Annotated in this window: 21 protein-coding genes and 1 pseudogene; 11 read left to right on the forward strand and 11 right to left on the reverse strand. The window is 60.0% G+C overall.

Translation table 11 applies throughout. From position 1 onward, the window contains the following. Positions 1 to 113: 113 nt before the first annotated feature. A complete protein-coding gene (locus GV818_RS28750; protein ID WP_161778166.1) occupies positions 114 to 998 on the forward strand; it encodes a LysR family transcriptional regulator in 885 nt (294 codons plus the stop codon). 254 nt (positions 999 to 1,252) lie between these two features. On the opposite strand, the gene GV818_RS28755 is transcribed toward GV818_RS28750, so the two are convergent. The 8 genes from GV818_RS28755 to GV818_RS28790 all read right to left on the reverse strand — a co-directional run bounded on the left by GV818_RS28755 (position 1,253) and on the right by GV818_RS28790 (position 7,973). Then, positions 1,253 to 2,161 (reverse strand): MurR/RpiR family transcriptional regulator, encoded by a 909-nt coding sequence (locus tag GV818_RS28755; protein ID WP_161778167.1) that lies wholly within the window; start codon positions 2,159 to 2,161, stop codon positions 1,253 to 1,255. 120 nt (positions 2,162 to 2,281) lie between these two features. Continuing rightward, positions 2,282 to 3,046, reverse strand: coding sequence for an ABC transporter ATP-binding protein (locus GV818_RS28760; protein WP_161778168.1), 765 nt, complete (start codon positions 3,044 to 3,046; stop codon positions 2,282 to 2,284). Positions 3,047 to 3,064: 18 nt separating this feature from the next. After that, positions 3,065 to 4,177, reverse strand: a complete 1,113-nt coding sequence (locus GV818_RS28765) for a succinylglutamate desuccinylase/aspartoacylase family protein (RefSeq protein ID WP_161778169.1) — start codon at positions 4,175 to 4,177, stop codon at positions 3,065 to 3,067. A 9-nt stretch (positions 4,178 to 4,186) separates the two neighbouring features. Then, positions 4,187 to 4,885, reverse strand: a complete 699-nt coding sequence (locus GV818_RS28770; RefSeq protein WP_161778170.1) for an ABC transporter permease — start codon at positions 4,883 to 4,885, stop codon at positions 4,187 to 4,189. A gap of 13 nt (positions 4,886 to 4,898) precedes the next feature. Continuing rightward, a complete protein-coding gene (locus tag GV818_RS28775) occupies positions 4,899 to 5,588 on the reverse strand; it encodes an ABC transporter permease (RefSeq protein ID WP_161778171.1) in 690 nt (229 codons plus the stop codon). A gap of 91 nt (positions 5,589 to 5,679) precedes the next feature. Beyond that, positions 5,680 to 6,456: an ABC transporter substrate-binding protein gene (locus tag GV818_RS28780; RefSeq protein ID WP_161778172.1), complete on the reverse strand. Its 777-nt coding sequence runs from the start codon at positions 6,454 to 6,456 to the stop codon at positions 5,680 to 5,682. A 463-nt stretch (positions 6,457 to 6,919) separates the two neighbouring features. Then, on the reverse strand, positions 6,920 to 7,630 hold the full coding sequence (locus GV818_RS28785; protein ID WP_178125167.1) for a DUF1266 domain-containing protein: 711 nt from the start codon (positions 7,628 to 7,630) through the stop codon (positions 6,920 to 6,922). A 70-nt stretch (positions 7,631 to 7,700) separates the two neighbouring features. Next, positions 7,701 to 7,973 (reverse strand): DUF5339 family protein, encoded by a 273-nt coding sequence (locus tag GV818_RS28790; protein WP_256679548.1) that lies wholly within the window; start codon positions 7,971 to 7,973, stop codon positions 7,701 to 7,703. A 384-nt stretch (positions 7,974 to 8,357) separates the two neighbouring features. Between GV818_RS28790 and GV818_RS28795 the strand changes: the two genes are divergently transcribed. The 3 genes from GV818_RS28795 (at position 8,358) to GV818_RS28805 (ending at position 10,432) form a co-directional block, all read left to right on the forward strand. Then, complete coding sequence (locus GV818_RS28795; RefSeq protein ID WP_161760053.1) at positions 8,358 to 9,227, forward strand: AraC family transcriptional regulator; 870 nt, start codon at positions 8,358 to 8,360, stop codon at positions 9,225 to 9,227. 385 nt (positions 9,228 to 9,612) lie between these two features. After that, a complete protein-coding gene (locus tag GV818_RS28800; RefSeq protein WP_161760052.1) occupies positions 9,613 to 9,996 on the forward strand; it encodes a c-type cytochrome in 384 nt (127 codons plus the stop codon). A gap of 181 nt (positions 9,997 to 10,177) precedes the next feature. Beyond that, on the forward strand, positions 10,178 to 10,432 hold the full coding sequence (locus GV818_RS28805) for an Imm32 family immunity protein (protein WP_161778173.1): 255 nt from the start codon (positions 10,178 to 10,180) through the stop codon (positions 10,430 to 10,432). Positions 10,433 to 10,477: 45 nt separating this feature from the next. On the opposite strand, the gene GV818_RS28810 is transcribed toward GV818_RS28805, so the two are convergent. Both GV818_RS28810 and GV818_RS28815 read right to left on the reverse strand, forming a co-directional pair. Then, positions 10,478 to 10,834, reverse strand: a complete 357-nt coding sequence (locus GV818_RS28810; RefSeq protein ID WP_161778174.1) for a DUF6572 domain-containing protein — start codon at positions 10,832 to 10,834, stop codon at positions 10,478 to 10,480. A gap of 212 nt (positions 10,835 to 11,046) precedes the next feature. Next, on the reverse strand, positions 11,047 to 11,958 hold the full coding sequence (locus GV818_RS28815; RefSeq protein ID WP_161760049.1) for a LysR family transcriptional regulator: 912 nt from the start codon (positions 11,956 to 11,958) through the stop codon (positions 11,047 to 11,049). Positions 11,959 to 12,153: 195 nt separating this feature from the next. On the opposite strand from GV818_RS28815, the gene GV818_RS28820 reads away from it, so the two are divergent. The 5 genes from GV818_RS28820 (at position 12,154) to GV818_RS28840 (ending at position 19,423) form a co-directional block, all read left to right on the forward strand. Next, complete coding sequence (locus GV818_RS28820; protein ID WP_161778175.1) at positions 12,154 to 12,531, forward strand: peptidoglycan-binding domain-containing protein; 378 nt, start codon at positions 12,154 to 12,156, stop codon at positions 12,529 to 12,531. Positions 12,532 to 12,619: 88 nt separating this feature from the next. Then, on the forward strand, positions 12,620 to 14,311 hold the full coding sequence (locus GV818_RS28825) for a peptidoglycan D,D-transpeptidase FtsI family protein (RefSeq protein ID WP_372242129.1): 1,692 nt from the start codon (positions 12,620 to 12,622) through the stop codon (positions 14,309 to 14,311). A gap of 184 nt (positions 14,312 to 14,495) precedes the next feature. Continuing rightward, entirely contained in the window at positions 14,496 to 16,406 is a 1,911-nt protein-coding gene (gene mrdA / locus GV818_RS28830) for a penicillin-binding protein 2 (RefSeq protein WP_161778176.1), read from the forward strand. Between the two features lie 87 nt (positions 16,407 to 16,493). Beyond that, complete coding sequence (locus GV818_RS28835; protein WP_161778177.1) at positions 16,494 to 18,842, forward strand: penicillin-binding protein 1A; 2,349 nt, start codon at positions 16,494 to 16,496, stop codon at positions 18,840 to 18,842. A 149-nt stretch (positions 18,843 to 18,991) separates the two neighbouring features. Next, positions 18,992 to 19,423 carry an SRR1 family protein gene (locus GV818_RS28840; RefSeq protein WP_161778178.1) on the forward strand — a complete coding sequence of 144 codons (432 nt, stop codon included), beginning with the start codon at positions 18,992 to 18,994 and terminating at the stop codon, positions 19,421 to 19,423. A gap of 320 nt (positions 19,424 to 19,743) precedes the next feature. Here the strand turns inward: GV818_RS28840 and GV818_RS28845 are convergent, their stop codons facing one another. Then, complete coding sequence (locus GV818_RS28845) at positions 19,744 to 20,100, reverse strand: DUF6572 domain-containing protein (protein ID WP_161778179.1); 357 nt, start codon at positions 20,098 to 20,100, stop codon at positions 19,744 to 19,746. A 536-nt stretch (positions 20,101 to 20,636) separates the two neighbouring features. Between GV818_RS28845 and GV818_RS35190 the strand changes: the two are divergent. Together GV818_RS35190 and GV818_RS35195 are read left to right on the forward strand one after the other, a co-directional pair. Then, positions 20,637 to 21,392 (forward strand): annotated as a pseudogene (locus tag GV818_RS35190) (MCP four helix bundle domain-containing protein); the annotation flags it as partial. 66 nt (positions 21,393 to 21,458) lie between these two features. Next, complete coding sequence (locus GV818_RS35195; protein ID WP_372242130.1) at positions 21,459 to 22,247, forward strand: methyl-accepting chemotaxis protein; 789 nt, start codon at positions 21,459 to 21,461, stop codon at positions 22,245 to 22,247. The last annotated feature ends 378 nt before the right edge of the window (positions 22,248 to 22,625 follow it).

The raw sequence follows: 22,625 nt of genomic DNA on the forward strand, positions 1-22,625 counted from the left end.
ACTCCGGTCGGGCAAGGGGAACAGGCCCATGGTGGAGTGGGTCAAGGCATCTGTATATTGCTGTTTTTTGAAGGCATGATTCTAAAAATTGGATGCCTTGCAAGGGGACGCAGATGGACTATCGGTATTTTCTGGCGGTGATCGATGCCGGCTCCCTGGCGGCGGCGGGGGAGCGTTTGCATATCGCCCCCAGTGCGGTAAGCCGGCAGATCGCCCTGCTGGAAGAGAGCGTCGGGGTGGCGCTGTTCGAGCGGCGCCCGCGGGGCATGCAACTCACCGCCGCCGGCGAAGCCCTGGCCGAACACGCCCGGCGTACCTGGCTGGAGCAGGAAAATATCCTCGCCGAACTGCGCGGCGAGGGCTATCCGGGGGCCAAGGTCATTCGGCTGGTGTCTACCGAGGGGCTGTCGCGGTACTTCCTGCCGCGGGTGCTGCTGGAGCATTACCGCCTGCGGCCCGGGGCCGAGTACCGCCTGGAGGTGATCTCGCCCCATGAGTGTGTGCAGCGTATTCGCCGGGGCGAGGCGGATGTGGGGCTGACCTTCAGCACTGAGCCGGTGGAGGGGGTGAATGTGTGTTACTCGATCCGCTCGCCGATTCGCGCCCTGATGCGCGCCGGGCATCCGTTGGCCAGCGCCGGGCTGCTGTCATTGGCGCAGGTGCAGGGGTATCCGGTGGCGTTGACGCCCAAGGGCACCACCCAGCGGCAGTTGCTGGACCTGGTGTGCCAGATGGATGGCTTGAGCTTTGATCAGGTGATGACCTGCAACTTTTCCGGGGCCCTGCATGAGTTTGTCCGGCAGTCGGATACGGTGGCGTTTGCCAGTGCCATCAGCGGCGAGGGGCAGGGCATGGATGGGCTGGTGTCGGTGCCGTTGTCCAACCCGCGCTTGGGCGATCGGGATATCCAGGTGCTGACCATGCCCAAGCGGGTGCTGCCGCAGAGCCTGGAATTTTTTATCCAGACCTTGATCGCCGGGTTGCAGCGGGAGGGCTGAGGGGGCTTGCCGGGTTACCCACGGATCAATGCCTGCATTCGGCCATCGTGGTTAACGGGGCCTTGGAGATCAAAAGCCAAAGCCAGAGCAAACGGCGGCCTTGCGGCTGGTCTGATTCTTCTTTGTAGGAGCTGGCTTGCCAGCGAAGGCGTCGGCTGGATCAATGCATGGCTTGCGGGCCTCTTCGCCGGCAAGCCGGCTCCTACGGACGTGGGTAAAACCCGTGGGGTGTTTGATCTTCCTGCCTCTTGCCGTCACTTTTTCAGCGCTTTGCCCTGGCTGGGAATGTGCAGGTACGACATCACGCTTTCCGTCAGTTCGGTGGCCAGTTTCACCGCTTTTTCATTGCGCGCCATCACTCCGGCGACCAGGCCTTCGATCAAGGCCAGCACGGCGATGTTGGAGCTGGTCAGCACCGGGTGATCGCAAGGCGCAAACAGCGTGTGCTCGGCAATCGCGGTGAGCGGCGAGGCGGGCGAGTCGGTAATCGCCAGCACCGTTGCCCCGCGTTCATTGGCGAAGCGTGCCAGTTGCAGGGTGTCGAGGGAGTAGCGCGGCAGGGAGATCGCCAGCAACACATCCTGAGCGGTGATCGCGGCCAGCCGGTACGCGGCATTTTCATTGCCACCTTCCATGCTGATGGCCGTGGCTTCGGCGCAGAAGGGCATCAGGGTCGCGGCGGCGAGCCCGGCCAGGTAGACGCTGTTGCCGAACCCCAGGATGTAGACCTTGCGGGCCGTGGTCAGGCGGGTGATGAAGGCTTCAAAACTGTCGGCGTGGTTGTTGCTGGCGGCGGTGGCCAGGTTGCTGCTGGCGCTCTGCAATTGCTCGTGCAGGCCGAAGGCACCGCCCGGGCGCTGGGCCAGTTCGTTGCGCAGCTTGTCCACCGGCGACACCATCTGCTGCAAGGTAGCCACCAGTTCGGCCTTCATGCCGCTGTAGCCCCCCAGGTCCAGGGCTTTGGCCAGGCGGTTGACGGCGGCGGGCGAGGTCAATGTTGCGTGAGCCATCTCCTCGATGGTCAGCGTCGCGGCCTTGAGCGGGTGACGCAGGATGAAGTCCGCCACCTTGCGCAGTGATGGCGGCAGCTCGGCAACGATTTCCGTGAGTTTGCGCATGACCGGCGCGGCGTAGACGGTGGTGTCTTTGGATGGGCTTGGCATATCCGGCTCAACAGTGGCTGAAGGTGAGAGAAGGGCTGTGCCTGGTGCCCTGACGAGATCGGCTGGAGTGTATCCGAGGCCGACCACGTCAGGGTTGCGTTGAGCGGTGGCGCAGCGATCTTATTTCAAACTTCCCGCAAGAAACTGCTGGAGGCGTTCGGACTGCGGATTGGCCAGTACTTCGCGAGGGGCGCCGCGCTCTTCGACCAGGCCCTGGTGAAGGAACACCAGTTGGTTGGACACCTCTCGGGCAAAGCCCATTTCGTGGGTCACCACCACCATGGTGCGGCCTTCCTGCGCCAGATCCTGCATGACCTTCAGCACTTCACCCACCAGTTCGGGGTCGAGCGCCGAGGTCGGCTCGTCAAACAGCATCACCTGCGGCTCCATCGCCAGGGCGCGGGCAATCGCCACGCGCTGCTGTTCGCCACCGGACATGTGCCCCGGCCAGGCGCTCATGCGCTGTGCCACCCCGACTTTTTCCAGGTAGTGCTCGGCCCGTTCCCGCGCCTCCTGCTTGCTCAGGCCGAGCACCTGCACCGGGGCTTCCATGACGTTTTCCAGGGCGCTCATGTGCGACCAGAGGTTGAAGTGTTGAAACACCATCGACAGCTGCGAACGCATGCGTTGCAACTGCTTGGGCTCGGCGGCCTTCAGCCCGCCCTGCCGGTTGGCCACCAGCTTCAGCGCTTCGCCATTGAGCAAGATGCTGCCCGCATTGGGTTGCTCCAGCAGGTTGATGCACCGCAGGAAGGTACTCTTGCCCGAGCCGCTGGAGCCGATCAGGCTGATCACGTCACCGGCCTGTGCCTGCAGGGATACGCCCTTGAGCACCTGGTGCGTGCCGTAGCTTTTGTGCAGGTCCTGAACTTCAAGTTTGTACATGCTGTGAACTCTCTGGAATCAGTCGCTGAGCAAGCGACCCTGGCGAATGGGGGTAGCACCTGCCACCTTGGCTAACCACAATCCGGGCTGGGCAAAGCGCAGCCGTTCGCGGGCATAGAGAATGCCGTCGACGCTGGCGCGGACCAGGCTGTGGCGGTCGGTTACAGGGTCGATGACTTCGAACAGCGGGTCACCGATCTTGACCTCTGCGCCCAGCGGTTGCAGAAAACTCACCACCCCCGGATGCGGCGCACAGGCGTACTGCGCGCCGGCAAAGGGCAGTGCCTGGCAATGGCTCGGCGGCGCCGCGGGCCAGTCGCCGCTGATCAGGCCTTGCTCGGCGAGGTAGCCGAGAATGGCTTCGGCGCTGTCGGTGCATTGCTCGCGCTCGGTGTCTGCCATGCCGCGCAGTTCGATGGTGGTGGCCGCACACGCCAGGGGAATGTTGGCTTCGGGAAAGCGCTCCGCCAGGCGCAGCCAGGCAATCGCACAGGCTTCGTCGAAGGCACTGCCGCCGGCATCTTCGGCCAGCAACGTGACCCCGGTGCCGAGGCGCGCAGCCAGTGACTGCAGGCGCGGCCAGTGTTGCGGCATGGCGTACAGCAACATGATCGATTCGAAATCGCAGTGCAGGTCCAGCACCAGATCGGCGTTGCACGCATGCTGCAGCAGCAGGCGGCGCAGGCCGTCGAGTTCCGAGGCGGGGGCCGGCATGGCCGCGAGGGTCTCGGCCATGGTGCGGCGGATCAGCGCGACATTGGCCTCGGCGTCGGAGCCCAATTGCCCTTGCAGCTCTGCTGCAACCGGCTCGAACAGTTCCGGGAAGTCGCGATTGAAGTTCTTGCCGCTGGAGAACTCGAAGCGCCCCTGGTGGGTGGCCTGGAACATCTGGGCGATGCCGATCGGATTGGCCATCGGCACCAACTCGATCACCCCGGTCAGGCGGCCTTGTGTTTCCAGCTCCAGAAGCCGGCGCTTGAGTTCGACGGCGACGCGCATTCCCGGCAGCTCGTCGGCATGCAACGACGCCTGGATATAGGCTTTGCGGGTGCCGCTGCCAAAACGAAACAGCGTCAGCGTGCGTTCGGTGCCCGAGGCACTCCACGGCAATCGGTATTGAATGTGCTCCATGGCAGCTCCTTAGTGCTTGCGCGGTGCCAGGTACGCCAGCCAGCGGCGCTCGGCCAGCTTGAACAGACGCACCAGAATGAAAGTCAGGACCAGGTAGATGAGACCGGCGGTGATGAACGCCTCGAACGGCAGGTAGAACCGCGAGCTGACCGTGCGCGCCGCCCCGGTGATGTCGACCAGGGTGACGATGGAAGCCAGGCTGGTGGTTTGCAGCATCATCAGCACTTCGTTGCTGTACTGCGGCAGTGCCCGGCGCAAGGCCGACGGCAGGAGAATGCGCCGGTACAGGGTCAGGCGTGACATGCCCATGGCCTTGGCAGCTTCGATCTCGCCCGGGGGCGTGGATTTCAAACTGCCGGCCAGCAGCTCGGCGCTATAGGCGCTGGTGTTGATCGCGAAGGCCAGGCAGGCGCAAAAGGTCGCGCTGGACAGGTAAGGCCAGAACAGGCTTTGACGCACGGCTTCGAATTGCGCCAGGCCGTAGTAGATCAGGAACAATTGCACCAGCATCGGCGTGCCGCGAATCACGTAGGTATAGAGCCAGGCCGGCGCGTTGATCAGCGGCGAACGCGACACCCGCATCAGCGCCAGTGGCACTGCCAGCACCAAGCCCAGGGCCAGGGAAATAAGCAGGACCTTGAGGGTCACCAGGGCGCCGTTGAGGTACAGCGGCAGGTTTTCCCAGATCAGTTGGTAGTCGAGAATCATCGATCGTTCCCCCTCACAGTTCGGCGGCTTTGATGCCGACCGAGTAGTGTTTTTCCAGACAGCGCAGCACCAGCAACGACAGGCTGGTGAGCATCAGATACAGCGCCGCCACCGCGAGGAAAAAGGTAAAGGGCTGGTGGGTGGCATCCGCTGCGTTCTTGGCCTTGAACATCATGTCCTGCAAGCCGATCACCGAGATCAGCGCAGTGGACTTGGTCAGCACCAGCCAATTGTTGGTGAACCCGGGAATGGCGAAACGCACCATCTGCGGCACCAGAATCCGCCAGAACACCTGCGCACCGCTCATGCCATAGGCCATGCCTGCCTCGGCCTGGCCCTTGGGAATGGCCATGAAGGCACCGCGAAAGGTCTCCGAGAGGTAGGCGCCAAAAATGAAGCCCATGGTGCAGACCCCAGCGATAAAGGGGTTGATGTCGATGTAGCGGGCGTAGCCGAGCGCCAGGGCCAGGCGGTTCACCAGATCCTGGCCGCCATAGAAAATCAGCAGGATCAGCACCAGGTCGGGAATCCCGCGAATCAGGGTGGTGTAGCTTTCCCCGAGCAGCGCCAGCCATTTCATGGGTGACAGGCGCAAGGCCGCGCCGATCAGGCCCAGGGCAATCGCCAGGGACATGGACGTCAGGGCCAGGTTGATGGTCAGCCAGGCGCCATCGAGAATGCTCGATCCGTAGCCTTGGAGCATGATGAAGTTCCTCAAGCGAGCGCCGCGAGGCGCGCAACACAAGCCCCGGGAGACGCCTGCAACAGGCCGGCGCCGGGGCTCAGGGACAGGCTTACTCGCCGTAGATATCGAACGCGAAGTACTTGGCCATCACGCGCTGGTATTTGCCATTGGCGCGAATGGCGTCAATCGCCGCATTCAGCCGCGCGACGTTGGCGCCGTCGCCTTTGCGCACGGCGATCCCGGCGCCCCGGCCAAAGTATTTCGGGTCGTTGATGTCCGGCCCGGTGAGGGCGAAACCCTGGCCTGCGGCGGTCTTGATGAAGCTCTCGTTGGTGTTGACGATATCCGCCAGGGTGGCGTCCAGGCGGCCTGAGGCCAGATCGAGGAAGGCTTCGTTCTGTGAGCCGTAGCGCACCACGACCACACCGGCCGGCTCCAGTTGCTCGGTGGCAAAACGATCGTAGGTCGAGGCGCGTTGCACGCCGACTTTCTTGCCCTTGAGGTCCACCAACGGGTCATTGATCAGGTTGCCGGCCTTCATCGCGAACTTGCCCGGCGTGTGGTAGTACTTTTTGCTGAAGTCCACGGACTTCATCCGGTCTTCGGTGATCGACATCGACGACAGCACGGCATCGATCTTGCGCACCTTGAGCGACGGGATCATGCCGTCGAACTCCTGGATGACCCACTCGCACTTGACCTTCATTTCTTCGCACAAGGCGTTGCCGATGTCGTAATCGAAGCCGCTGACATTGCCCTCGGGGGTCTTGAAGGAGAAGGGCGGGTAGGCGGCTTCGATACCGATGCGCAGGCTGTCTTCGTCGGCATGGGCCAGCAAGCTGGACGCGCAGAGCAGCAGAGCACCTAGAAGTTCGGTCTTGTTCATATTGTTGACTCCTTGCAGGGCATTGGGGGAAACGGGTGCCCGCCATCCGGGGTGGCGCGGTGGATCAGTCCCGTGATCGGCGAGGCTATAAATGACACAATAAAAATCTATCTGCAACAGTATTGAAAAAAATCATATCAGTCTGGGTCGTGAGAAATGGCCCAGAGTCCGGTCGCTGCGGGCATTGAGTCCGAGATCGTGTGGGGCGTGCGGAGGCCTTTATCGGCCGTTTTTTTCCAGCGCCGCATCCGTCAGACAAGATGGCCGGCGCTTGAGGGTGTGCTTGTGCAAGCAGCGATCGATCTGCCGAAGCACCTGGCCTGGCAAGGTCACGTCGACCTTCTTGGTTCTACCCAGGCAAGGCGCAATTGGAAGTCGGGTTTGACATGGTGCGTACGGGTGGGCCTGGGTGTTGTGCGCCGGACGCTGATAAAAACTCCGGCGCAGAGGTGTCTGGGCTGTTTTATTTGTACGAATACTTCAGATAAATATCGGTGTCCTGACTGCCCCTGGCTTTTCCATTGAGGATGTACTTAGCCATCGAGCTGATGTCGTCAAGGTCAAAGCCGTGAAGGGTTCTGCCCAGCAAAAAAGATACGGTGTAATCTTCCCAGCCAGTTCCAAGTCGGCGGGCAATATCGACAGCATCGTGGATAAATGCCCAGGTCTCTTGTTCGCTCAGATAACCCGCCCAATAACACCATCTGGCCAATGACACCGCTCTCATGGTGTCCCAGGCAAAAGTGGACCGGGTGCGTTCTACTGTCGCCAGTGATATTCCCAGTTCTTTTGCAATGCTTTTCTGCACGGCTTTAATCTCTGGATTAAGCGCACTTTCAATGTATTGATCGATGTCTTTGCTCTTGGAGAGCTTGATCAGTTCACCCAGTGTTTCTTTCGCAGTATCGGGGCTCTCGATTTCCCATTCGTGTTTGAGTCCTGCGATGTATTTGTTCAAGTCATCTTCTGGGAAGATGCTGAGAATTTTTTCAAATCGATTACTGAACAGGATTCCGCCAAACGCCAAGGCGTTTTTTTGCTTTTCATCGAGCGAAGTGCCGGAGTGGCGAGATTTGAATTCGGTGAGTTGAGCTGTTTTTTTGCGCTTCATGAAGATGAGAAGTATGGCCAGGTAAACAGCAAAGGCACATCCAACTAAGATGACTGTATTCATTGTGAAAATTCTATAAGAGTGGTGGTGCTGATGGTGCGGCACGTATGTTTGGTTATACGTGCCTATCGGGTTACTTGCTGGCTGGCATCTTGCTCATGGCTTGTTTCATCATGTCAGATGCTTGCTTGCATGCCGGCTCTTGAACCGTGCTCGGCATTTCTTTCATTTGTTTTTTTGTTAGCTCGTATTGCGACTTCATTGATTCGCCCTGAGGGTTGGCCGCTACGAATTCATCAATTTGCTGGAAGTATTCGGTGCACGAGGGGCCGAGGTCGGCGGCCAGGGTGGCGCTGGATAAGGCGAGTGCGGAAATTGATGCGAATGCTGCGAGAGCTTTTTTCATGATTTATTTCTCAGTGATGTGTTTTTAGTTGCGCGCATAACCTGAGGGCGGGGAGGGATTTTAGATATGAGAAGAGTCTTAATCGGTTTGCGGGCTTTTCCGAGTTTGTTTCTGAACAAATTGGCTGGGGTGGTGTGGCAGGGGGGCGGGGTGGTTGTGTCCTGCGCAGGCTTTGGCTGTTGCTCTAAAGTCGTTCCTGGTTGTACCGGCCGATATGAGAGAGCTTGCGCCCGGAAGCGGATACTCGGAATGTGCTCGCTTTTCCGACGTTCTGGAGGCGGCGGCATGGGGTCACTCCAGCGTGTCTTGAGCAAGAGCGGCTAGGCGCGGTCATGCCGATTTCGTCGACCCTTTGCCTACCGTAATTCCCGGAGTCTTTGCCCAGTGTCTGACATGCCGATCAACGCCGCCTACGCGAAACGCTTCAATGCTGTACTCGCCTATATCGATGCCAATCTTGAAGGCGACCTTTCGGTGAGGACGTTGAGTCATGTGGCGAACTTTTCGGCGTTTCACTTCCATCGGCAATTCACCGCATTCGTGGGCGTGCCGGTTTCACGTTATGTGCAACTGATGCGGTTACGCGATGCGGCGCATCGTCTGGCGTCCCAGGCGGATTACTCGGTGCTGGAAGCCGCACTTGGTGCGGGTTTCGAAAGTCCCGAGGCATTTTCCAGGGCGTTCAGGCGGGCGTTCGGCATGACGCCGAGTGTGTTTCGGAAGCAGCCGAACTGGCAGGTCTGGAATGCGGTGTTCGCTATCCCTCATTTTTCCAGGAGCATCATCATGCAGGTACGAATCGTGGACTTTGCCGAGATCCGGGTCGCAGCGCTGGAGCACTGCGGGCCTGCCGGGCTGGTCGATGAAAGTGTGCGCAGGTTTATCGATTGGCGCATGCAGAGTGGGCAGTCGCCGGTGGCGTCGAGCCGCAGTTTCGGTATTCCCTACGGCAATCCGGATACCACGCCGCCGCAGGCGTTTCGCTTTGCCATCTGCGGTGAGATTCGGGAGGCGGTGGCTCCGAATGAGTCTGGTGTCCGGGAGATTGTCATTGCGGGTGGACGCTGTGCAGTGGTGCGGCATGTAGGGTCGCCGGATCATATCGGTGAAACGATCTACCCGGTTTATCGCGATTGGCTTCCGGGCAGTGGGGAGGAACTGCGGGATCAGCCGCTGTTTTTTGAGTATTTGAGTGTTTATCCGGAGACTGCGCAGGAGCTGTGGTTGACGGATGTTTATGTGCCGTTGCAGTAGTGGGCGGACGTGTCGACTGGCGCGGCTAACCTGGCATCCTTGCCGGGTTAGCCGCGGCTCAATGCCTGCGTTCGGCCATCGTGATTAATGGGGCAAGCAGATCAAGATCAAAAGCCAAATCAAGAGCAAGATGGCGGCCTGTCGGTTGGCCTGGAGTTGGCGGGGAGACAGCCGCTAGTCTATGTAGCGGTGCTGACGCACCCCGGTACAGGTGCTGATTTAGCCAGCCGCTGACTTTGATCTGAAGTTCATCTCCCGCGAAGAGGGTACATTGCTGATGAGTGATCTGGGTTCGAAGGTTGTCAAGAGCGTTGAGTGGTGCGGTGGTAGTTCCGGAGTTCGCTCTCGGTTAAGCTCTTATTTGTAAAACAAGGTTGTATGAGAAATGAAAATAAAAATACTGTTCAGCGCTTCGCTAGGGATTCTATCGCTGATTCAAACATCACTATCCCTTGCGGATAATGCCAGTGGGAAAAATCTCTATTTACAGCGATGCGCCATGTGCCATGGAGTCGATATCAAGGCAACCGGACCACTGGCTCATAAAAGCAATCCTCCTACACCGGACCTGACAACAGCCGCTTTCAAGAAACGGCTGAATGATTACCCGGGCGTTATCGTCTCATCGGTAATACTGCGTCCAAATGGCGACTTGATTCCAAGGACGTTGCGAGAGAATGGTGTAAAGGTTGCGCCACACGCTTGGAGTGTTCAGGATTTTCGCGATTTAAATCAATACATGAGTGGCGTGATTTCAAGAAGTCGATGATTTGAGATGTGGGGCGCATCGCTAATCAACAATCTCGGATAACGCCCGCCCAGGCGTTGTCGGCAGATTTGAGAGAGTGCTTTCCAGTAGACGCGGGCAGTCAGGAGCAAAGCGGGGATCGGCCAAATCCCGGATCTGCATCGCGATGCAAAAGTGACCTATGAGTGCAGGAATTCAAGCGTTGAACAAGCTGAAGAAATTTACCGTGCATGGAACCGCCGTTGACAGCGACACAAGCATCCAGCTGGATGAGATTTCGATTCTCGCCGAGCCGGAGACACTCAGGGAGCTGGGTATTTTCCTGATCAATGCTTCGTACGAAATGGCAGTAAACGGGCGGGAGCATGTGCATCTGCAAGACGTGATCGAGAGTTTTTCGCACAAGGAACATGTGGACTTCATCGTACTCAACCAGAAGTTGATCAAGCCCGCATGAGGCATCCCTGCGGTCTGCTCGAGCGCCAACCACGCAGGCTGCGGGCTACATGTTGCGAATTCTTTCGTAAACTTTAAGCTCAAACTCGAAGCCGATACCCACGTCATGGAGCATCTCGGTAACGCGTTCAATGAAACACTTGGCTTGCTCCGGGAGTTCATACAATCCCAGGACACGGATGATGGGGTACTTGCCGTAAGCACCGGGAATCTCGGTGTAGATCTCGCCACTTTCGATAAAGGCGATGTAGGCGTTGATCTTCTCTTGAAGCAGGAGCAGGTGTTCGCCTTGTGCCGCTTTGTCTCCCCATTCCAGGTGGTCGGTGATAATCAATAGCACGCTGTTGGACTCATCCTTGGGAGTTGCGCAGATATCGATGACTCTGGGGTTGGTGATGGACATGTCTGATCCTTCAGGAGGTCGAGTGGAAAGCATTGTATGACGAGGCTGGCGGTTGCTTTGGGGCGCAGTAGTGGGTGGCGGCTCTGGGTTTGGCTGACCAGGTTCTCGGAAAAATGCTGAGCTGCTCCTGCTGTCGTAAAACCCTCTGCAGCGCAGCTTCTGGCTGCTTTCGAAGAAAGCCCCCAAGGCATTCATAGAAAAGTCCCGGCTTTTCACTGCAGGAAAAAATGCTCCCTGATCGAGTCCAGCAGCAGTGATTTGACCACTTGCAGCGTGTTGTCATGTTTGCTGCCCACTCGTATACCCAGCTCCAGTTCATAGGACGGCATCGGCACGGGGCAGGGAAAGATGTGCAGCGAGGTGATCTTTTCCATTGCCCGTGCGGCATGGGTGGGCACGGTGGTGATCAGCTTTGAGCCAATCAGCAAAAAAGGAACCGCGGCAAAGTGTGAAGTGGAGGCCTTGATGGTGCGGGTCAGACCGGCATTGTTCAGCCCTTCGTCAACAATGCCCACATAACCCCCGGATGAAACCAGCAGGTGCGGGCGTTGCGCATAATCTTCGGCGGTCAGCGGAATGGGGTTGTCGGCATCTGCGATGCATAGGTAGTTGCCTCGTCCGAGGCGGATCCGGGTGATCAGTTGCGACGACAAGCCGCCTGCGGAGATGGCAATGTCTATCTTCTGGCCCATGAGCATGTCTTGTACGACGCCGCTGTGGGTTTGTCGGAAGATGATGCGCAGCCCGGGCAGGCGTTCTTCCACAGCCGAAAGAATCTTCTGCCCGAGTGCTATTTCACTGTCATCAGAGAGCCCGATGGTGATAGTGCGGCCCTTCACTTGCTGGCCGCCGGATGACATGGCAAGGGCCAGTCTGCAGCGGTTAATCGCCTCTTCGATCAGCGGGTACAACTCGTTCGCCCGCATGGTTGGCCTCAGGCCACGGCCCGTCCGCTCAAACAACGGGTCGCCATAGATGTCCCTCAAGCGCCCCAGGGAAGCACTGACCGCCGGCTGGGTGACGCCGAGCCGGATCGCCGCACGGCTGGCACCGCCTTCTTCTATCAGGGCCACAAAGACTCTCAACAGGTTGAGGTCCACGGTTTCGATATCAATATGATTCATATCAGATAGCTTGGATGAGGTGTTGATCTATATTGTATCAGCCGTAAAAATGGCCTGCCAAAACAAATTGCAGGTCGCACTAGAGAGCTGATGAGGATGTTTGTTGTTCCTGGAAAGTATCTGTTAGTGCGGTTTTTTCAGCGGCAACTTGGGGCTTGGCGGTTGGATGAAAAGCTTGAAACCCGAGGTTGAAGTATGACGCGCCACTCCAGGTATTTCGGGCTCATCGTGCTCTTTGGCTGCGCTTTTGAAACCCCCGCGGGTTTGCTGGGGGCTCCAGTCACTACGGACGATGCCGCACCGATTGAAGTGCAACGATGTGGGTCGGTCGATAGCCACTACTGGGTGCAAGCCCCCCATTCACCCTTGGCTGCAGAGGTGATCGGCACGCTGCAACGGGCGCTGGCAGAGCGCAATTATTATCAAGGAGCAGTGGACGGCGTGGCAGGAGAGCAAACCGCAGAGGCCATCTTCCTGTTCCAGATGGACTGCGAACTGCCATTAACGGGCAGCATCAATGCAGAGATCCTGAAGAGGCTGAATATAAGGTCTCCCTTATGGTTATCGGAATAAGTGCGTGGCTTGAAGGGCCCGTAAAAGGAAGCGTTGTCCTGTCAGTGTCCAAGGTTACCGGTTGGAAAGTGGTTTTATTATTATGGCTTTGACCCGGGCGACTTCACCTCGCTATCCGTGGCGATTCAGGCTGGCGGTTTTTCTCGTAGCAGCAATGTCCCTTATTGTTTGTGCACGGATTATCCAACTGCAAATAACCGACAAGGCATTTCTGATCAGGCAAGGCGATGCCCGAAGTTTGCGATACGTCGCTTTGCCGGCGTATCGGGGTTTGATCACCGATCGAAATGGGCAGCCTTTATCCGTGAGTACGCCGGTGACAACGGTCTGGCTGAACCCCAGGGAGCTGCTGGCTGAAAAGCCCAATTGGACAGCGCTGGCCCAGGCGCTGGACGTTCCAGAGAGTGGCTTGAGTTCAATCATTCTGCGTAACCAGAACAAGGAATTTGCCTACCTGCACCGACGCATTCCGCCGCAGGTGGCGGAGCGGATGATGCAGGCGGTGCATCAGCTCAACAGCGCGGGTGTTTATACGCTGCAGGAATCCCGCAGGTTTTACCCGGCGGGCTCAATCGCCGCTCATGTCACCGGCTTTACCGATATCGATAACCGCGGCAGCGAAGGGGTCGAGTTGGCGTATGAGAATGTGCTTCGCGGGCGTGATGGCAAGCAGCGGGTGGTCAAGGATCGGCGCGGTCAACTGATCCAGGACCTGGGGGTTTCACACCCGGCCAAGCCCGGGCAGACGCTGCAGCTATCCCTGGATCTGCGGCTGCAATATGTCGCCAGCCGGGAGTTGCTCAAAGGCGTTGAGCAAAATGCGGCGGAGGCTGGCAGCGTCGTGATCCTGGATGTCAAGAGCGGTGAGATTCTGGCGCTGGCCAATCACCCTTCATACAACCCCAACAATCGCTCGCAGCTCACGCCATCGATGATGCGCAACCGTGCGGTGGTCGATGTCTTTGAGCCAGCGTCCACCATGAAGCCGTTTTCCGTGGCGGCGGCGCTGGAAACCGGGCGTTGGCAACCTGCGGATACGGTGCATGTGGAGACCGGTACTTTGAAGATCGGCAGGTATACGATTCGGGACGCTTCCAGGACGGCGGGCGAGACGCTGGACATGACCGGCATCCTGGTGCGCTCGAGCAACGTGGCCATCAGCAAAGTGGCTTTTGATATTGGCGGACAGAAGGTTTACGAGCTGTTGCGCCGGGTCGGTCTGGGTCAGGCGACGGGCATCGGTTTTCCCGGTGAGCAGAGCGGGGTGCTCACTCGGCGTCCTGAATGGCGCCCCAGCGAAACCGCGACCTTGTCCTATGGCTATGGTGTGTCGGTCACTGCGCTGCAGTTGGCCAGAGCGTATGCCACGTTGGTCAACGGCGGTGTCAGCGTTCCAACTTCGCTGCTGCGAGTGTCTACAGCACCCAATGGCACTCAGGTCATTCCCGCCAGTGTGGCCAACACCGTGAAAGACATGCTTGTGCAAGTTGTTGAAGGGCCCAGGGGTATCTATCGCGCGAAAGTGCCCGGTTATCACGTTGGCGGTAAAAGCGGAACGGCGAGAAAGACCAGCGTCGGGGCAAAGGGGTACCTGGCTAACTCCTACCGCGCCATGTTCGCCGGCTTCGCGCCAGCGACAAACCCCAGGTATGTAATTGTCGTGGTAGTGGATAACCCCAGGGCCCAGGGCTTTTTCGGTGGGCTGGTATCGGCGCCCTTGTTCAGTCGCATCATGGCGCACACCCTGCGGCTGAATCATGTAGTCCCGGACAACATCTGACACCGGCACGTTTACCGTCACTGAACAGATTCACGGCTGTCCGCTGTGGGCCTGCCTGTGGCTGAGGTTATCCAGAGTTGGCGGTTGCCCGGTGCAACTGTGCTCCAGGTTTAAAGCGTTCCTTTCAATGAGTGTTTGGCCGCCGTTTTGGCTGCCCGTCATTCCTGTGCAGTAAGAGTGACCAATGGCGGATTTGATCAACCTGAAGGACCCACACACAGAAGCTGGAATCATAACCGGGAGGATAATCGCCAGCGCTGTACTGGTGGTGTTGCTGACCGCTGCGCTGATTGTCCGGCTCTATGTTCTGCAAGTGACGCAGCATGAATATCAGGTTTCCGTGGCGGAGAAAAACAGGGTCCATATACGGCCGATTCCGCCGGAGCGCGGGGTTATTTACGACCGCAATAAAGTGCTCCTGGCCAATAATGTGCCGGCCTTCAATCTGATGTTGACCCGTGAACGGGCCGGGGATACCGGCTGGGTGGTGAGTAACCTGGTGAGGATCCTGGACCTGTCGCTGGCCGAAAAAAGCCGCATCGAGAACGACCTGCGCCGCGCCAGAAGGGCCTTCGAGCCGGTTACGCTGATGTTCGACCTGAGCGAAAAACAGATCGCCCTGGTGGCGGTGAATCAGTTCCTCTTGCCGGGTGTGGAGGTGCAGGCCCAGTTCTTGAGGGAGTACCCTCTGGGCGACCATTTTGCCCACTCGGTCGGTTATGTCGGGCGCATCAACGAGCAGGAGTATCGCCGCCTTGATCCGGCGAAATACCTGAGAAGCCAGCTGATCGGCAAGACCGGAATCGAGCGCTTTTATGAACAGGCGTTGCACGGCCAGATGGGCTTTGAAGAAGTCGAGACCAATGCCCAGGGCAGGGTGATGCGTGTGTTGCGCCGGCACAACCCGGTTCAGGGGCAGGACATCGTGCTGACCCTCGATGTGCAACTGCAAAGCGCGGCCGAGGATGCCCTGGGCGACCGGCGCGGCGCGGTAGTGGCGTTGGACCCGGCCACCGGGCAAGTGTTGGCCATGGTCAGCCGGCCCAGTTTCGATCCCAATCCCTTTGTCAAAGGCATCTCGACCCAACGCTACGCCGCCTTGCGCGACTCCGCCGATATGCCGCTGTTCAACCGGGTTCTGCGCGGGCTCTACCCACCGGGCTCGACCATCAAGCCCATGGTGGTAGTGGCCGGGCTCGACAGTGGCGTCACAACGGCCAGCAGCCGGGTGTTCGACCGGGGTTATTACGAGCTTCCAAACTACAAGCACAAATACCGCAACTGGAACCGCGGTGGCGACGGTTGGGTGGACATGTACGACGCCATCATGCGCTCCAATGACACCTACTTTTATGACCTGGCCCACAAGTTGGGCGTCAGGCGGCTGCACAGCTACCTCAGTGAGTTTGGCCTGGGGCAGAAGGTCTCGATGGACCTGTTCGAAGAGGCCGCGGGGTTGATGCCATCCCCTGAGTGGAAGCGCGCAACCCGTCGCCAAGAGTGGTACCCCGGGGAAACGCTGATCCTGGGCATCGGCCAGGGCTACATGCAGGTCACCCCCCTGCAACTGGCCCAGGCCACCAGCCTGATTGCCAATCGCGGGGTCTGGCAACGGCCGCACCTGGCGTTATCGGTGGGGGGGCGCCAGCCGGTGGACCCAAACCCCATGGCCAACATCGTGCTGAACGATGCGCATATCTGGGATCAGGTCATCGACGGCATGCAGAGGGTGATGCACAACCCCCGTGGTGTCGGCCGAGGCGCCGCCAAGGGCGCGCAATACCGCATCGCTGGAAAGAGCGGCACGGCGCAGGTGGTGGCGATCAAGCAGGGCGAGCGCTACAACCGCAACAAGACCCATGAACGGCACCGCGACAACGCGCTGTTTGTCGGCTTCGCCCCGGCCGAACATCCGGCCATCGTGGTGGCGGTGATGATCGAGAACGGCGAGGCCGGGGCCCGGGTGGCCGGCCCGGTGGTGAGGAAGGTCATGGATGCCTGGCTGCTGGATGGCAATGGCCATCTCAAGGCGCAGTTCGCCGAGCCGGCATCGTTCGACAAACCCGCAAGCACGCTGACGCTGAACGCCAGCTAAGCGCGCAGAAACCTTTGCCCATGGCCATCGCGGCAAGCGCGATGCCGCCGGCATGCACATTCAACACGGTCACTGAGGACACAACGGGTGCGATTCATCAACTATCTGGGCTGGAGCCTGCTGGCACTGGTCAGCGTGCTGCTGCTCGCCGCTAGCGGTACCTACCTTTATCTGCAACCCCAACTGCCCGATGTCGCGGCCCTCAGGGACGTGCATCTGCAGGAGCCGCTGCAGGTCTTCACCCGGGATGGCAAGCTGATCGCCGAGTTCGGCGAAGTGCGCCGTGTACCCATTGCCAGCGCGGACATTCCGCCGGACTTTCGCTCGGCCCTGATGGCCGCCGAGGATGGCAACTTCTATCACCACGCCGGGGTCGATCCGGCCGGCCTGCTGCGGGCCGCGCTGCAACTGCTCAAGAGCGGCCACGTGCGCTCCGGGGGCAGCACCATCACCATGCAAGTGGCGAAGAACTTCTTCCTCAGCCGCGAGCGAACCCTGTCGCGCAAGTTGACCGAGATCCTCCTGGCCCTGCAGATCGAGCGCAGCCTGAGCAAGGAGGAAATCTTCAACCTGTATGTGAACAAGATCTACCTGGGCAAGCGTGCCTACGGAATAGTGGCGGCGGCCAACGTCTATTACGGCAAGCCGGTATCGCAACTGACCCTGGCCCAGGTGGCGATGATTGCCGGGCTGCCCAAGGCGCCATCGCGCTACAACCCGATCAATAACCCGGCCCGGGCCCAGCAGCGTCGCGACTGGATCCTGGGGCGCATGTACGAGCTGGGCAGCATTGATCGGCAGCGCTATCAAGCTGCATTGGCTGAAGAGGTGGACGCCAGCTACCACGCCCCGGAACCCGAGATCGATGCCCCCTACATCGCCGAAATGGCCAGGGCGGACATGCTCCGCCGCTTTGGCGATGCGGCCTACACCCAAGGCTTGCGGGTGGTGACCACGGTGCCCAGCCAGTTGCAGGCGTCGGCCACCTCGGCGTTGCGCAACGGCTTGAAGGTCTACGACAAGCGCCACGGTTACCGCGGCCCTGAAGGCCATTTCGCCGGCAAGGTCAGCGATCAATGGCCCGAGCAACTCAAGCGCTATCCGGCCTATGGCGGCTTGCCAGCGATGGCGGTGACCCAGGTCTTCGAACAGAGCATCAGCCTGGTGGACGCCAGCGGCCAGGCACACTCCGTGCCCTGGAGCAGCATGAAGTGGGCGCGCCCCTACCTTGGCCACAGCGCCCTGGGGCGCGCGCCGGTGCGGCCGGCCGATGTGGTCAAGGTCGGGGATGTGGTGCGCGTCGACCCGCAGAACGACTCGCTGCTGGGCTTCAGCCAGGTGCCCAGGGCCCAGGGCGCCCTGGTGTCAATCGCCCCTGAAGACGGCGCGATACAAGCGCTGGTGGGCGGCTTCGATTTTCAGCAAAGCAGCTTCAACCGGGTGCTGCAGGCCAAGCGTCAACCCGGGTCGAGTTTCAAGCCCTTCATCTACTGCGCGGCCCTCGACAGCGGCTACACCCCGGCGACCCTGGTCAACGACGCCCCCATTGTCGTGGGCGGCGGCGACGCCGGGCCGGTGTGGCGCCCGCAAAATGAGAACCGCACCTTCCTGGGGCCGATTCGCCTGCGCGAAGCCCTCAACCGTTCACGCAACATGGTCTCCATCCGCCTGCTGCAAGCCATGGGGGTGGAGCGAACCATCGACTACATCACGCGTTTTGGTTTCGACCGCGAGGACCTGCCCCACAACCTGTCCCTGGCCCTGGGCACCGCTTCGGTCACCCCCATGGAAGTGGTGGCCGGCTGGAGTACTTTTGCCAACGGCGGCTACAAGATCAGCCCGTACTTCATCGAGCGGATTGAAGACCGCAAGGGCGCGATCCTGTTCCAGGCTCGCCCGCCAGCGGCGCCCACCCCGCAGCAGCCGGCCCCCGAGACGTCGGCGGAACAGATCGTCGACAGCCGCACCACCTACCTGCTCACCAGCCTGCTGCAGGGCGTGGTCCAGCGTGGCACCGGCCGCGCCGCCGCGGCCATGCATCGCCCGGACATCGGCGGCAAGACCGGCACCACCAACGAGGCCAAGGACTCCTGGTTCACCGGTTACAACGGCCACAACGTCACCAGCGTCTGGGCCGGCTTCGACCAACCGCAGAGCCTGGGACGGCGCGAATGGGGCGTGACCATCGCGCTGCCGATCTGGATGGAGTTCATGACGGCCGCGCTTGAGGGCACGGCGCCTTATTCCCAGGCGGAGCCGGCTGGCATCGTGACCCGGCGCATCAACCTGGAGGACGGCACGGCGGCCAGTGCGGATTCTTCCCGCACCGCGATGGAGGTGTTCAGGAGTGACAATGCGCCGCCGGTGGGCGCAGGTGAGGGGGCATCTGTCGACGGCGCCGCGGACATGCAGCGCACGCTGCAGGAACTCTTCTAGTGGCCGGGCAGGGCCCTGATGGCGAGAACCGACCCAGCGATTTTCCAGCAACCATTGCGTAATGAATATTTGGCCATAGGATGTGCGCGTTGCCGATGATGATCGGGCCCCCATCGTCGTGATCCTTTACTCAGTTTCAAGGTTGATGCATGAATCCGGATGACTTCAAGAAATTCAATATCGGTTCAATTATTCGGGCCACTGAAAGCTCTGCTGCGCTCAAACACCAGCTCGGATTCCTGATCAAGGTTCTGGAAGAACTGGAGATCAAGTTCTCTGGCTGCGAGCAGGATCCTTTGCGGCTGGCGAAAGCCTATGTTGCCGGGGAAATTCCTGTTGAGCGCTGCAAGGCGCAGGCTGCAGTCTGGTGGGCAAAAATCGATGAGCAAGGAGCAATACGAGAGCTCAAGGATCGGGACGTGTTGCAGGCACGACTGGCCATTTGTCTGCTGGCGAATGATGAGGACGATATTTCCGTGTTGGGAGATAACCTCTCGTGGTTTCTTGAGGTGTTGGGTTTCTTGAATGTGGAACCGATGAAGCCCATTGCAATGATGAGAGAGTATTTCGAGTTCAAATAGAATTTCATTCGCGCCCGGCTCACTCTCGGTGCCCTGGCCGGCAGCCTGACAATAGGCAAGCCCCCATGCGGTTTGCTGGCTCCACCCGTCACGCGGGCGGGGTGCTCGAACTGCACTGATTGCGCGGTTGCAGAAGGAGGGGGGAGGGAGCACTGATGACGGTGGAGCGAGCCTGTTGCCGACCGCCCGCACCGGCAAGAGGTGATCGAGGGTTTTCCCATGAGCAGCATGTGGATTTCATTGCGCTTGATCGGGCGCTGATCCTGCCGGCATAAGGTATTCCTGCGCGCAGCTCAATCGGGGAGCGCGCAGGGAGCGAGCTACAGGCTGGGAGCTTCTTCGTTCACTTTCAGCTCGAAATCGAAGCCAATGCCGCGATCGTTGAGGATCTCGGTAATGCGTTTGAAAAACCAATCGACCTGCTCTGGCACTTCGTGCAAACCCAGCACTCGGAAAATCAGGTGCTTGCCACAGGCATCGGGAATTTCGCTGTAGATCTCGTCACTTTCGATAAAGGTGATGTAGGTGTTGATCTTCTCTTGCAGCAGGAGCAGGTGTTCGCTGTGTGCCGCTTCGTCACCCCATTCGAGGGGGTCGACCATGATCAACAGCAGGCTGTCGGGCGCGGATTTGGGGATTGCCCAGATATCGATGACTTTTGGGTTGGTGATGGACATTGCTGATCCTTCAGAACGTGGGGGGCGGCATTATAGGCCGTAGCGGTTGGTTTCTTCAGTGGGCAGTTGCTGGTCGTCGTTCTGGCACGTGGGCGAGGCCAGGGTGGGCTGCCGGGTCTTGCTCCGTTCAGGCGCAACCTGGTCGAACGGCGTCGAGCGGTTTTCAAGAGCTGTCGGATCGACGGTAGTGACGAAATGCCATTATCTGCTACGGCTTGTTAGGCCCAGCGGTGGATAGACGCCGGGCTTCAGGTGCCACTCCCCAGAAGAGTCGAGACGGCGCGGGCCGCGTTATTCGACTTAACTGATGCTCACCCGCCAAGGGGTGGTTCAGGGGCGCAGGAGGACGGAGTGGGGCCTGCGATCCCGATAGGTCTGGATAGACCCGAGTGAGTATCGACGTTGCCGTGCCGGGTGGGCCGCTAACCCAGTCGTCGGCTTGTTTGCAGCTCTCTGACACTCAGTCGATAGCGTGGAGTGACAGCAGGGAAGTACCGACCATTCTCTTAGAGAGATAAAAAATGAACGTCAGGGCAATGAACCTCGCTCCAAGGTCTGCGGCTTTTTTCTCACTCATTGTCCTGGTGGTTTTGGCCCTGGGGATTGTCGCTGTCCTGCAAATGGGCAAGCTGCGAGACTCCGAGCAGGACGTCGAGACCAACTGGATGGCCAGCATCCGCGAGATCGGCAAGATGAAGACCGGCGTCTTGCGCCTGCGTCTGGAAAGCATCCGCATCACCGTGACCACCGACGAACAACAGCGCCAGACTCGCATCGCCTCGTTGAGCGGTTATCGATCCACCCTGCAGAACACCATCAGCCAGTACGAACCTCTGATTACCGGGCCGGCGGAGCGTGAGCTGTACCAGGCGGTGGCGACCGATGTGCAGGCCTATTTCAAGCTGGTGGACGAGCTGGAGCCGCTGCTGCGCAGCGGTGACAACGCCGCGGCCATCACCTTGATCAACACCCGCATCAGCCCCATGACCAACGCCATGCAGGAGAAGATGGACAAGCTCTCGGACTTCAATGACGAGGGCGCGAGGCAGGCGGGGATCACCTCCTCGTCGGTTTACAGCAGCGGCCTGACGCTGGTGCTGGTGTTGATGGGGGTGACGGTGGTGCTCACCGTGGTGCTGGCCACCGTACTGACCCGCAGCATCACCGCGCCCATCGGCGATGCCCTGGCGGTGGCCGAGCGCATTGCCGGCAGCGACCTGTCCCGGGAGATCGGCGTCAGTGGCCGCGATGAAGCCGGCCGCCTGCTGGCCGCCCTGGCGCAGATGCAGGGCAACTTGCGGGAAACCATTGCCCACATCGCCGACTCTTCAACCCAACTGGCCTCGGCTTCGGAAGAAATGACCGCGGTGACCGAAGACGCCAGCCGCGGGCTGGTGCGGCAGAACGACGAGGTCAATCAGGCGGCCACGGCGGTGACCGAAATGAGCGCCGCGGTGGACGAGGTGGCGCGCAATGCCGACGCTGCTGCCCAGTCCTCCCGCGAGTCCATGGAGTTCACCCGTTCCGGCATCGACAACGTGGCCCAGACCCTGAAAGCCATCGAAGGCCTGGCCAGCAACGTCGCCAGCACCGGCGAGCAGGTCAAGGCGCTGTCCGGCAGGGCTCAGGACATCAGCAAAGTGGTGGAAGTGATTCGCGCGATTGCTGAGCAGACCAACCTGCTGGCCCTCAACGCGGCCATTGAAGCCGCCCGCGCCGGTGAGCAGGGCCGCGGCTTTGCGGTGGTGGCCGATGAAGTGCGGGCCCTGGCCCACCGCACCCAGCAGTCGACCCAGGAAATCGAACAGATGATCACCGCGATCCAGGCCGATTCGACCCAGGCGGTGAGTGCCATGAACGTCAGCGTGGAGATGGCCAACGGCTCGATTGCCGTGGCGCAGAACGCCGACCTGTCCCTCAAGCAGATCGCCCAGGCGATTACCCAGATCAACGAACGCAACCTGCTGATTGCCACCGCCTCGGAAGAGCAGGCGCAGGTGGCGCGTGAAGCGGACCAGAACCTGACCAGTATTCGCGAGCTGTCGATTCAGAGCTCGGCGGGGGCCAGCCAGACGGCCAGTGCTTGTGGGGAGATGGCCAATCTGGCGATCGAGTTGAACCGGTTGGTGGCGCGGTTCAAGGTTTGAGCGCGGTTTTCTTGCCCTACGATGGCCTGTCCCCTCCGTAGGAGCTGGCTTGCCAGCGAAGGCGCCCGTCCAGGCGCAGCATGGCTTACGGACCTCTTCGCCGGCAAGCCGGCTCCTACAGAGATATGTGGTGGTTGGGCCACCGTAGGAGCTGGCTTGCCAGCGAAGGCGCCCGTCCAGGCACTGCATGGCCTACGGACCTCTTCGCCGGCAAGCCGGCTCCTACAGAGATGTGTGCTGGTTGGGCCACCGTAGGAGCTGGCTTGTAGTGGTCCAGTTTTTTTGGACCATCCTGTAGGAGTATTAGGCCGCCAGCCTTTCAAAAGCAGCTGGCGGCAGGTTGTTCGAGGCAGAGTGACAACGCCGATGGTTGTAATG

It is taken from the genome of Pseudomonas sp. Fl4BN1, assembly GCF_009908285.1.
Taxonomy (GTDB): Bacteria; Pseudomonadota; Gammaproteobacteria; order Pseudomonadales; family Pseudomonadaceae; genus Aquipseudomonas.